This is a genomic window from uncultured Christiangramia sp. (assembly GCF_913046405.1).
Classification (GTDB): domain Bacteria; phylum Bacteroidota; class Bacteroidia; order Flavobacteriales; family Flavobacteriaceae; genus Christiangramia; species Christiangramia marina.
On the sequence record NZ_CAJWRQ010000087.1, the window covers coordinates 1 to 12,056 of the forward strand.

Below are 12,056 nucleotides of genomic sequence, written 5' to 3' on the forward strand. Positions count from 1 at the left end.
CATTTCAGCCAAGAACCAGCTTTAACGAAGACTCACTGAAGGAGCTTGCTACTTCCATTCGGGAGCTTGGAGTGATCCAGCCAATTACGGTAAGAAAACTTGATTTTGACAAATACCAGCTGGTATCTGGAGAAAGAAGATTTAGAGCTTCAAAACTGGTAGGTCTTAAAACCATCCCTTCCTATATTCGAATTGCGAACGACCAGGAATCCCTGGAAATGGCGCTTGTTGAAAATATACAGCGACAGGATCTTGATCCTATAGAAATTGCTATTTCTTACCAGAGATTGATCGATGAGATCCAGTTAACCCAGGAACAATTAAGTGACAGGATTGGGAAAAACAGGTCTACAGTTGCCAACTACCTCAGGCTTCTAAAATTGGATCCTATCATCCAGACCGGGATGAGAGATGGTTTCCTTAGTATGGGACATGGCCGTGCACTTATCAATATTGATGACACGCAGCAACAGCTTGATATTTACGAGAAGATCCTGCAAAAATCATTGTCGGTTCGAGAAACTGAGCAATTAGTTCGTGAGCTTAATGGCAAAGGGAAAACTTCAGCAAATACCACTGCTAAGACCAGTGTTCCAAAAACCTACAAAAAAGGAATCAAGGAATTTTCAGAATATTTGGGAACCAAAGTAGATGTGAAGGTTACCAAAAAAGGAAGTGGAAAACTAACAATTCCATTTTCTTCTGAAGAAGATTTTGAGCGTATCAAAAACCTGATCAAAAGTGAAGAATAGATCACTACTTTTTATATTATTAGTGCTGTTCTCTTCTTCAGGAATCCAGGCGCAAACCGACTCTTTAAGCATTCAGGCAAAGAAAGGTGTAGAAACTGAAGTTGTTGAGAAGGATTACGAACCTTACAACGCACTTGCCCCGGCAAAAGCTGCATTTTACTCGGCAATACTTCCCGGGTTAGGACAGGCTTATAATGGCAGCTACTGGAAAATTCCTATTGCTTACGGCGGACTGGCTACAGGAATCTATTTTTATCTCGATAATGATAAAGAATACAACAGGTTTCGTGACGCCTATAAGAACCGGATCGCAGGACGGGAAGACGAATTTAATGGTAAGGGTGACAGAGTTCTAGTTAGTACAGACAGACTTATTAGTGCGCAGGAATTCTATCAGAAAAATAAAGAGATCTCTTTACTGGTAACGGTTGGTGTTTATATTCTAAATATCATCGATGCCAATGTAGAGGCCCATTTACGACAGTTTAACGTAGATGAAGATCTAACACTTCAACCTAATCTCGATTTCAATTCACTTACCGGAAAAACCAATTACGGACTTACTTTAAACTTTAATTTTTAAATGAAAATCGCTCTTTTAGGCTACGGAAGAATGGGTAAAACCATTGAGGAAATCGCGAAAAACAGAGGTCACGAGATCGTGCTGAAAGTAAGCGATGGCATCGAAAATCATGATCTCACGAAGGCAGATGTTGCTATAGATTTCAGTGTACCCGATGCTGCCTTTAAAAATATTACTACTTGTTTTAAAGTTGGAGTACCCGTTGTGAGTGGAACTACCGGTTGGCTGGATGATTATGAAAAGGCAACGAAAATCTGTGCCGAAGAGAATTCAGCATTTATATACGCTTCAAATTTTAGTCTTGGGGTCAACGTGTTTTTCGAATTGAACCAAAAATTAGCCGGGATGATGCAAGGTCTGGAAGATTATTCCGTAGAGATCGAGGAAATTCATCATACTAAAAAACTGGATGCCCCTAGTGGTACCGCAATTAGCCTTGCTGAACAGATCATTCATGAAAACAAGCAATTAAAGGGCTGGCAATTGGACTCGGCAGATGAGAATAAAATTCCGATCCATGCCAAGCGAATTGAAGATGTTCCAGGAACACACGTAGTAAGCTACGATTCTGAAATTGATACCATCGAGATCAAACATACCGCTAAAAGCAGGCAGGGATTTGCCCTTGGAGCTGTGGTCGCTGCAGAATATCTTCAAGACAAAACAGGTATTTATAGCATGAAGGATGTACTTGCCGATCTTTTTAAGAACTAATTTGTAACAAATGCAGGCGTTTTCAGCCTAACCAGTAAAAGAAATCAATATGACATTTACCGAATGGTTCATTTTTTTCCTGATCATACAGGTGGTTCATTTTTTAGGGACCTGGAAACTTTATCAGCGTGCAGGTAGAAAAGCATGGGAAGCTGCGATCCCGGTTTATAATGCGGTAGTTCTAATGCAGATCATCAACCGACCGAAATGGTGGGTCATACTTTTCTTTATTCCCATCGTAAACCTTATCATCATACCGGTTACCTGGGTGGAAACCATTCGAAGCTTCGGTAGAAATTCTACTGCCGAAACCTTTGCGGTAATTCTAACCCTAGGGTTTTATATTTACTATGTCAATTATGCTACCAACGATCCATATATCGTTGATAGAGATCTTAAGCCTCGATCTGAAGTTGGTGAATGGGTAAGTTCCATCCTATTTGCGGTAATTGCCGCGACTATCGTGCATACTTACTTTATGCAGCCTTTTACCATTCCAACCTCTTCTCTCGAAAAAACTTTGCTTGTAGGTGACTTTCTATTGGTAAGCAAATTCCATTACGGTGCAAGAATACCGAAGACTGCAGTGGCCTTTCCAATGGTACACGACACCATTCCAGTAGTTAATACAAAGTCCTATCTTAATGATCCACAAATCCCATACCTTAGATTTCCTGGTTTTGAAAATATTGAACGTAACGATATTGTCGTATTTAACTGGCCTGTAGATACCGTAAATGCTTTTCAGCAATACGGAGATGGGAAGTATTACGAAAAACCGATCGATAAAAAATCCAATTATGTGAAGCGTGCGGTGGGAGTTCCGGGAGATTCATTATCAGTAAAGAATGGATTGGTATATATTAACGGAGAGCAACTACAATTACCAGAAAGAGCAAAACCTCAGTTTACTTATACTGGTGTTACTAAAGGGCAGCCATTCAATCCTCAAACGCTATACAAAGTTTATGATATTACAGATGGTTTCGGGTATAATCCTACCACCAATGAATTTACATTCGTGGCTATTACTGAAGAAACTTTTGAAAGACTGAAGAATCATCCAAATGTGGCCAGTATTCAGAGATCTGCTGATACCGTTTCTAAGAGTAGCAGGTTATTTCCGAATGACAGGGCGCGATGGAACAATGATAATTTTGGACCTATTTATATTCCGAAGAAAGGTGTTACGGTAAAGATCACTCCTGAAAGCATGCCTTTCTACAAGGAGATCATCGAAACTTACGAAGGTTCTGAATATGGTTTGAATAATAAACTAAGCCTCAATGGTACTCAAGTATTGTTGAATGGAAATCCGATCTCTGAATATACTTTTCACCAGAATTACTACTGGATGATGGGAGATAATAGAAATAATTCTGAAGATAGTAGAACATGGGGTTATGTTCCTGAAAATCATGTAGTAGGTAAACCTGTTTTCATATGGTTAAGCTGGGATTCCAATGCCAGCGGATTTGATAAAATTCGTTGGGATCGTGTTTTTACAACAGTGAAAGGTGACGGAGATCCAACCTCATTTTTACCATATTTTCTGATAGCATTGGTAGTGTTCTTTGGGTGGCGATTTTTTAAACAACGTAGAGAAGCTTAAAGATGGATCCGGTTTTACTACATCCCTCCTATTTTGGACCTGTAAGCCAGTGGGTTGCTTTTACTAAAGCCGAAGCAGTCGTATTTGAATCTGAAGATAATTACCAGAAACAAACCTATCGCAATCGCATGTATATCTATGACGCGAATGGAAAACTTACGCTGAATATTCCAATTAAGCACAGTGCTGCTTTAGGGCTTCCTAAAAAAGCGAGGCAAAAATACCGGGACATACAGATCGAAAATGCGTTTCCTTGGCAGTTACAGCATTGGCGTGCGTTTAAAGCTTCTTACCAGACCTCTCCATTCTTTGAGTTCTACGAGGATGAATTAAGACCACTCTATGAGAATAACTTCAAATACCTACTGGATTTCAATTATCGCTGTATGGAGTTTGTTGCAGATTCATTACAGGCAGACTGGACATTTGATCAAACATTAGAGTATGAGCTGAAGCCGGAAGGAATGCTTGATCTTAGAAACCTTGTAAATGCAAAATCAGATTCTGGATTTGAAAACGAGAGATATCATCAGGTTTTTGAAGAGAAACAAGGTTTTCTAAAAAACCTGTGTATTCTTGACCTTATCTTCAATGAAGGGCCAGCATCACTGGCTTACTTACAGGAACAAAATTTATAATTTAATTGAAGTAGACACCGGGAAATGATCTGAGAAATCAACGTTGTATTTTTCAAACTCGAGTATTTCCATCTGCTTTTCGATCAATAAGAAATCTATACGAAGTGGAAAATAATTCAGCTTAAAGCTTTTTCCGAAGCCTGTACCAGCAGTCAAAAATGCATCGTTAAAACGACCATCCTGACGCACCAGGTCATAGATATACGAGAAGCTGGTATTATTAAAATCACCCATAATGATGGTTTTATAAGGGGATCTGTCTACTTCCCTCATCATCATTTCCGCCTGTTCCTGTTGCAGAGAGAAACCATGACCAATTCTACCGAGTAATTTTTTGGAATCTTCGTTCTTAAGGTCGGATATACCTGGTTTAATATTCAATGACTGGAAATGTACATTAAAAATCCGCAGTGTATCATTATTAATCACAACATCAGCATAAATAGCATTGTTGTTTCCATCATGGGGGAAGTCTACGGAATGCTCCTTTAAAATTGGATATTTAGAAAAGATCGCCGATCCAAATTCTGAATTCTTACCCTTCAGCTTAACATACTTATATGGATAGATTTTCGATAATTCGGCGGCACCTACATAATGTTCCTGCACACTAAGTATATCCGGATCCTTTTCTTTTACAAAAGCAGTGATCTTTTCAGGAATATCGGTTCTTTCAGTCCAGTTGTAGGCGTTGAACATTCGAACGTTATAACTCATTAACGTAAGATCTGCTTCCAGTTCTTCATCGATATCATTTCCGAAGTTTACAAATACTAAGATATAATTATAGCCTAGTAAAAGCACGATCAGAGAAAGCAATAACTGTTTTTTGAGCCGGATCAACCAGTACACCAGGAACAGTGAATTTAAAATAATGAGTACAGGAACTCCCATACTTAGTACCGATAGTAGCGGAAAGGTTTTAGGAGGAACATGAGGTAATAAATAGGAAAATAGTAAGGCCGTAGCGGCAAGCGAATTAAGTACAAAGACAAGCTTGTCAAAAAGATTTAGATTCTTCATCTAGTCTTCTTTACCTGCCTGAAATAAATAGTCCTTTTCAGCTTTAGACAAACTTTCATATCCGCTTTTGCTGATCTTATCAAGAATGTCATCTACTTTTTGCTGTTTCTCATTTTTACTAGAGGAGGTATTGTTCGTTGTTGTCTTCCGGGTCTTTGCAGCCTGCGTCTTATTACGATGAACTGTTTTCATTTTTGGTTTGCGTTCACCTGGTTTGAATAAGGCCGTAACACTATCCATAATATTCTCGAACCATTTTCCAATATCATTTCCTTTCTGAAGCTGTTTAGTATAAATATACCCTAGAGCTGCACCTCCAAGATGTGCGAAATGCCCACCTGCGTTACCCATTGGAATCTGTATGACATCAAGTGCTACCAGAAATGCTGCGATATACCAGAATTTCACACTGCCTATCAGCATTAATCTCACTCTCATGTTCGGGACGTGTGTGGCAATCCCAATAAGTACAGCCATCACTCCTGCGGAAGCTCCTATCAAATAGGATTTGCCGGTACCCTGAAATGCTGGAAAAAGGTTATAACTGAGCATATAGACCAGCGCTCCAATGATGATCCCCAGGAAATAGTAATTCAGCAGTCTTTTAGGTGAAAAGTAATTCAGAAAATAGATTCCTGAAAAATATAGAATAAGCATGTTGGATGCAATATGCCAGATCCCGCTATGCAGAAATGCATAGGTTATGATCGACCATGGCTTCATAATATATTCCAGTGGCTCCTTCGGAAAAACTAACCATTCCAGTAAAAAATCTGAAGGTATATTGAATAAATAGGCAATGGTTCTGAATAGGTAGAAAACAAGGAACGCCAGTACGTTCACCGCAATAAGCTTCTCCACTACCGTAGCAGTTTGCAACTTAAATCTTATTTTGTCTGCTGCGCTCATTAGTACCAGCGATTGTCATTAAACTGATTCTTTTTCCAGTAATACATCATCAGGAACCCGAACAGGGCGCCTCCAACGTGAGCAAAATGTGCTATAGATCCTCCAAATAAAGAATAACCCGTAACCCCTGAAAACAGGTCTAATAGAATGATCGCAGGTATAAAATATTTAGCTTTAATTGGTACTGGCACGAATAACAGAAATAATTCTACATTAGGAAACATCATACCAAACGCTACCAGAATCCCATATATTGCTCCGGAAGCTCCAACAGCAGGTGTAGTAAACGCTTCGTAGGCGCTTTGCAAAGTATCCATAGGAACAGTGTCCAGAATAGCTTTTGGATACTCCCCGGTCAAGAAGAAATTATCTACCTGGGTCATGTTCATCCCTGCATCCAGTAAATCCTGAACTCCCGTCTGGTACCCATAAAAATTTACAAGCGTATGTAGCAAAGCGGCTCCTATCCCGGCTGTGAAGTAAAAAAATAAAAATCTTTTCTGTCCCAGCATTTGCTCAATAGGTCCACCAAAAGCCCATAAGGCGTACATATTAAAAAGAATATGTGTAAAACCACCATGCATGAACATATGGGTAATGACCTGCCAAACCTGAAAGTTAGGATTCTTGACGAACCAGAGTGCGAAATACTCGTAGGCTACATCACCTAATAGCTGACTCCCAATGAAAAATATCACATTGATAATCAATAACGTCTTTACCGTATCAGTAATTTTTCCCATTAGGCAAATTTTTTATCCAGTTCCTCTATAGATAACGTAGTGAAAATGGTTCTATTTGAAGGACTTAGAGCCGGTTCCTTACAGGCAAAAAGTCGGTTAACAATATGTTGTTGCTCAGCTGAATTCAACATGGTTCCAGAACGTACTGCCATTGAATTTGCCAAGGATTTTGATAATAGATCGGTTTGAGAAAATCCATTATCAGGTACGTCTTTTTCAAAGTCGGCAATGAGCTGTTCCAGTAAAATTTCTACTTCACTTTCAGAGATCAGGGTTGGAATTCCAGAGATCTCCACTTCATCCTTATCGAATGATGAAAAGATAAAACCGGTTTGTTCCAGAGATTCTTTGATCTCCTGCAGCATCTCCATTTCCTGATGATTAAACTGAAGTTTCAAAGGAAATAATAATTGCTGACTAACTGCTGCAGAAACAGTAATATTCTTCAATAATTCCTCATAAAGGATGCGTGTATGAGCACGGTGTTGATCAATAACGAGAATGCCGCTCTTAAGCGTGGAAATAATATATTTTTTATGAAGCTGAAAGGTAGATTTTTCGATCTCATCCTCTTTTCCGGCAAAGAGATTACCGGTAACTTCTTCACTTTCAAATTCTATTTGCCGAACATCTACTTCTGAAGTTGACTCAGATTCCAAACCAGAGTACAGGCTTTCCCACTCTGCAGGTTTCTCTCTCCTGTATCCAGAATTTGAAGAATTGTAAGACCGTGCAGAGTTTTCAGATTGAAAAGGATTAAAATTTCTATCTACTTCGATCTGCGGCGCACTCGCCTGTTTTGACTGGTAATTATACGGTGTATCCAATTCAGAATCCCTATCGAAATCCAGAATAGGCGCTACATTGAATTGACCAAGCGCGTGTTTGATCGCACTTTTCAATATAGCATATAAGGCATGCTCATCATCAAACTTGATTTCAGTTTTAGTTGGATGAATGTTGATATCGATCGTTTTTGGATCTACATCCAGATAAAGAAAATAGCTTGGGTAGCTTTTATCTTTCAGCAGCCCTTCAAAAGATGCTACAACAGCATGATTTAAATACGGACTTTTAATAAAACGATTATTCACGAAGAAGAACTGTTCTCCCCTGCTCTTTTTTGCGAATTCAGGTTTGCCCACGAATCCGGAAATCTTTACGATACCAGTATCTTCTTCAACCGGAACAAGTTTTTCGTTTGTTTTTCCACCGAGAATATTGGTGATTCGCTGGCGATGATTGGCAGCAGGTAATTGAAATAATTCGTTCCCGTTATGTGTAAGTGAAAAACTAATATCTGGATGCGCCAGCGCCACACGTTGAAATTCATCAATGATATGCCGTGTTTCGACATTGTCAGACTTTAAAAAATTCCTTCGGGCTGGTATGTTATAAAAAAGATTCTTAACACTGATACAGGTTCCCTGTGGAGTTACGCAGGGATCCTGGGCAGAGATCTTACTCCCTTCGATCTTGATGCAGGTACCAACTTCGTCGTTCTCTGTCTTCGTCTTTAACTCCACGTGCGCGATCGCAGCAATAGATGCGAGGGCTTCACCTCGGAAACCTTTGGTTCTCAAAGCAAAAAGATCATCGGCAATTTTTATCTTAGAAGTTGCATGTCTTTCAAAGCTCATGCGTGCATCTGTGATACTCATTCCTGCACCATCATCGATGACCTGTATCAAAGTCTTACCAGCGTCTTTAATGACCACCTGTATTCGACCTGAATGTGCGTCTATACTATTTTCGAGAAGTTCTTTGATTACTGAAGCCGGTCGTTGAACCACCTCACCCGCAGCGATCTGGTTTGCAACATGATCGGGCAACAGTTGAATAATGTTATTCATCTAACGGGGATTCGAGAAAATGGACAAATCAAAATCTAATATCCACAGGCAAATAAAAACGAGTACTACAATAATATAAACAACACGACGGTTGATACTTCTATTACCTCGCGTGCGGCTGGATTCACGAGCCTCAGCCCAGTGAGAACCAAAATCGATCGCATTTGTAGCTTCTCTGTATTTATTGAATTTTGAGTCAAAATCATAGACGTTCCCGGTATCTTTCCCCTTATAATAACGAGGAGTGTAATTATACCTAGTATTTTTCCTGATCTTGCCTAAATTGATTTTCAAAACTGTAGATTGTTTGCTGTTCCAAATTTACTCAAAATGCTTCAGAATTCCGAAGCCTTATTAGATTAATAAGAACACAAAGACAATGCCGTTTTGAAAATCTCGCTTATCCCTTGTAGAATTTAGCGTCCTTTCTAAGCTGAGCCATCTTTATCGCGGCAATAGCAGCTTCTGTTCCCTTATTCCCGTGTTCTCCACCACTTCTGGCGCGAGACTGCTCGATATTATTATCGGTAAGCACACAAAAAATGACCGGAATATCTGTCTGTACATTTAGATCTTTAATACCCTGGGTTACACCATCACATACAAAATCGAAGTGCTTAGTCTCTCCCTGTATCACATTTCCAACGGCAACGATGGCATCGAGCATTTCGAAACTTTCCTGCATTTTCTTGCAGCCGTAAATAAGTTCAAAGCTACCTGGGACGTTCCAGCGAACAATATTCTCCTTTTGCACACCGTTTTCGATCCACGCATCAAATGCTCCTTGAAATAAGCCTTGTGTTATTTCCTCATTCCATTCAGAAACAACAATCCCAAACCGAAAGTCTTTCGCGTTTGGGATTGTATCTTTATCGTACTCTGAAAGGTTATTACCTTTTGTAGCCATATATTATTTTTTCATAGCGCGGGCCTGTCCAAGATAGACAGCCACTTTATCTGCTTCCGGAGAATCTGCATACTCCTCTTCGATCTTTATTAAATATTCTTCCGCAGCTTCAGCATCACCAGTATTGATTGCAGTGATCGCAGCTTTTAAAAGAAATCTAGGGGTTGTAAATGAGTTTGTACGCATATCCGCTGCCTTCTCATAATATCCTAAAGCTTCTTCCGGCTGGTCTAGCTGCAGAAAAGCATCTCCAATTCCACCAGTTGCAAGTGCAGAGAAAATCTCATCATCACTACTAAATCCTTCCAGTTGCTCGATAGCTTCCTGATACTTTCCAGTTCTTAGGTAAGCGAAACCAGCATTATACTGAGCAAGATTTGCAGCATCTGTACCACCATAATTCTCTATAATATCAAGGAATCCGTATTTACCTTCCCCACCATTAAGTGCAAGATTGTAAAGGGAATCACTCTGTGCTCCATTCGCTCTAAGTGCTGAAGCCATGTAGTTCTGTGCCATTGCCATCTCGTTAGCAGCTTCGTTCTGTTTTGGTTCATGGATAAAACGATTATATCCAAGGTATCCAAGTACAGCAACGATAGCAACTCCCACAATAATGTAGATATACTTTTGATTATCGGCGACCCAGGTTTCGGTTCTACTTGCCCCTTCATCTAAACTGTTAAAAACTTCAGCAGTTGTTGATTCCTGTTCTTCGATTTGTTCCTTCTCAGATTTCCCGGAAGGCTTGTATCCTCTTTTCTTATAAGATGCCATAAAAAATTTTTAATGCGTGGCAAAAATATAATATTTTGTGAAAATTAAAAGAGAAAATATTTGTATTTTTTGAATAATTTGAAGTCCTTTTGCAGCTTTCAAAATACCTCTTCATTTCTCATATTTCTAGCTGAAAAACAGCCATTTATGCATCTAAAAAATCTTAGCCTTCTCAATTACAAGAATCTAAAGACGGCTGAATTTACTTTTGACAATAAGATCAATTGCCTGGTTGGTAATAACGGCGTTGGAAAAACTAACGTTCTGGATAGTATTTACCATCTCTCCTTCGGAAAAAGCTATTTTAACCCGATAACTTCTCAGAATATCAATCATGATGCTGAATTTTTCGTCGTGGATGGAGAATTTGAAAAAAATGAGAAAGCTGAAAAGATCCTGGTTAGCGCCAAGAAAGGACAGAAAAAGGTGATTAAACGGAATAATAAAACCTACGATAAAGTGAGTGATCATATAGGATTTATTCCTACCGTGATCATTTCCCCGGCAGATCGTGATCTTATTATTGAAGGTTCAGAAACAAGGAGAAAGTTTATGGACGGTGTTATTTCGCAAAGTGATCAATCCTATCTCCAATCTTTACTGAATTACACGAAACAGATCTCACAGCGAAATTCCTTATTAAAATATTTTGCTGCCAATTCCACCTTCGATCGTGATACCCTGGAAGTTTACAACCACCAAATTAGTAACCTTGGACAGGATCTATTCGAAAAACGGAAAAGCTTTCTCAAAGAGTTCATACCGATCTTCAATAAACGTTATGCTGATATTACTAATAATAAAGAGATCGTAGATATTAACTATAAGAGTAAGTTATCTGAAAAGTCTTTATCATCACTGCTTGAAGAAAATCTTCAGAAAGATATGGCTTTACAATACACCTCTGTGGGAACCCATAAAGATGACCTTAGTTTTGAAATCGAGGGTCACCCTATTAAAAAGTTCGGCTCCCAGGGACAGCAAAAGAGCTTTTTGATCGCATTAAAACTGGCACAGTTCGATTTTATAAAAAAAATTAGCCAGGTGAACCCTATTCTCCTGCTGGATGATATCTTTGACAAACTTGATGAAAACAGGGTTGCTCATATCGTAGCCTTAGTGGCTACCAATGAACTTGGACAGATCTTTCTTAGTGATACTCACGCAGATAGAACCGAGAAGGTCGTAAAAGGCAGTAATCAATCTTATAAAATTTTCAAACTTTGAAAAAAGCTTTATACTTATTAGTCGCTATCGTTCTCACATCCTGTACGAACACAGACCCCAATGAACAATTGCAAAATCTCACCGGGTACTGGACGATCGAGAAAGTGGAAGTTGAAAATGATTCGGTCATAGAATATAGTTTAAGTCAGTACATTGATTATATAGAGATCAAGGATAGTGTTGGTTTTCGAAAGAAACTTCAGCCAAAGATCGATGGTGGTTATATAGAAGCTTCAAATGATTCAGAAAAAATTACCGCGAAGATAGAAGATGATGTTTTGAACCTTTATTATAGTACAGCTTTCGATGAATGGCAGG

14 protein-coding genes are annotated in these 12,056 nt (G+C 39.1%); 7 read left to right on the forward strand and 7 right to left on the reverse strand.

Translation table 11 applies throughout. The features are described from left to right. The 5 genes from QZ620_RS11055 to QZ620_RS11075 all read left to right on the forward strand — a co-directional run. Positions 1-752 (forward strand): ParB/RepB/Spo0J family partition protein (locus QZ620_RS11055; RefSeq protein ID WP_295181596.1); only part of this gene is annotated, 752 nt, incomplete at its 5' end. After that, positions 742-1,335, forward strand: a complete 594-nt coding sequence (locus QZ620_RS11060) for a DUF5683 domain-containing protein (RefSeq protein WP_295181598.1) — start codon at positions 742-744, stop codon at positions 1,333-1,335. The genes QZ620_RS11055 and QZ620_RS11060, both read left to right, overlap by 11 nt. Then, on the forward strand, positions 1,336-2,049 hold the full coding sequence (dapB, locus tag QZ620_RS11065) for a 4-hydroxy-tetrahydrodipicolinate reductase (RefSeq protein ID WP_295181600.1): 714 nt from the start codon (positions 1,336-1,338) through the stop codon (positions 2,047-2,049). Positions 2,050-2,098: 49 nt separating this feature from the next. Beyond that, entirely contained in the window at positions 2,099-3,661 is a 1,563-nt protein-coding gene (gene lepB, locus QZ620_RS11070; protein ID WP_295181601.1) for a signal peptidase I, read from the forward strand. 2 nt (positions 3,662-3,663) lie between these two features. Further along, positions 3,664-4,299, forward strand: coding sequence for a WbqC family protein (locus QZ620_RS11075; RefSeq protein WP_295181602.1), 636 nt, complete (start codon positions 3,664-3,666; stop codon positions 4,297-4,299). On the opposite strand, the gene QZ620_RS11080 is transcribed toward QZ620_RS11075, so the two are convergent. The 7 genes from QZ620_RS11080 to QZ620_RS11110 all read right to left on the reverse strand — a co-directional run bounded on the left by QZ620_RS11080 (position 4,294) and on the right by QZ620_RS11110 (position 10,511). Further along, on the reverse strand, positions 4,294-5,322 hold the full coding sequence (locus tag QZ620_RS11080; protein WP_295181604.1) for an endonuclease/exonuclease/phosphatase family protein: 1,029 nt from the start codon (positions 5,320-5,322) through the stop codon (positions 4,294-4,296). The two genes, QZ620_RS11075 and QZ620_RS11080, sit on opposite strands and share 6 nt — an antisense overlap. Continuing rightward, positions 5,323-6,231 (reverse strand): rhomboid family intramembrane serine protease, encoded by a 909-nt coding sequence (locus tag QZ620_RS11085; protein WP_295181605.1) that lies wholly within the window; start codon positions 6,229-6,231, stop codon positions 5,323-5,325. Beyond that, positions 6,231-6,974: a rhomboid family intramembrane serine protease gene (locus tag QZ620_RS11090; RefSeq protein WP_295181607.1), complete on the reverse strand. Its 744-nt coding sequence runs from the start codon at positions 6,972-6,974 to the stop codon at positions 6,231-6,233. The genes QZ620_RS11085 and QZ620_RS11090 overlap by 1 nt, the downstream gene beginning before the upstream one ends. Beyond that, positions 6,974-8,827: a DNA mismatch repair endonuclease MutL gene (gene mutL / locus QZ620_RS11095; RefSeq protein WP_295181608.1), complete on the reverse strand. Its 1,854-nt coding sequence runs from the start codon at positions 8,825-8,827 to the stop codon at positions 6,974-6,976. Before mutL ends, QZ620_RS11090 begins: the two co-directional genes overlap by 1 nt. Then, positions 8,828-9,121, reverse strand: coding sequence for a hypothetical protein (locus tag QZ620_RS11100; RefSeq protein WP_260443423.1), 294 nt, complete (start codon positions 9,119-9,121; stop codon positions 8,828-8,830). Between the two features lie 106 nt (positions 9,122-9,227). Next, positions 9,228-9,734, reverse strand: coding sequence for a 6,7-dimethyl-8-ribityllumazine synthase (gene ribH / locus QZ620_RS11105; protein WP_295181610.1), 507 nt, complete (start codon positions 9,732-9,734; stop codon positions 9,228-9,230). A 3-nt stretch (positions 9,735-9,737) separates the two neighbouring features. Continuing rightward, positions 9,738-10,511 (reverse strand): tetratricopeptide repeat protein, encoded by a 774-nt coding sequence (locus QZ620_RS11110; RefSeq protein WP_295181612.1) that lies wholly within the window; start codon positions 10,509-10,511, stop codon positions 9,738-9,740. Between the two features lie 147 nt (positions 10,512-10,658). On the opposite strand from QZ620_RS11110, the gene recF reads away from it, so the two are divergent. Further along, positions 10,659-11,738, forward strand: a complete 1,080-nt coding sequence (recF, locus tag QZ620_RS11115) for a DNA replication/repair protein RecF (RefSeq protein ID WP_295181614.1) — start codon at positions 10,659-10,661, stop codon at positions 11,736-11,738. After that, positions 11,735-12,056: lipocalin family protein (locus tag QZ620_RS11120; protein ID WP_295181616.1), on the forward strand; the 322-nt coding region annotated here is incomplete at its 3' end. The genes recF and QZ620_RS11120, both read left to right, overlap by 4 nt.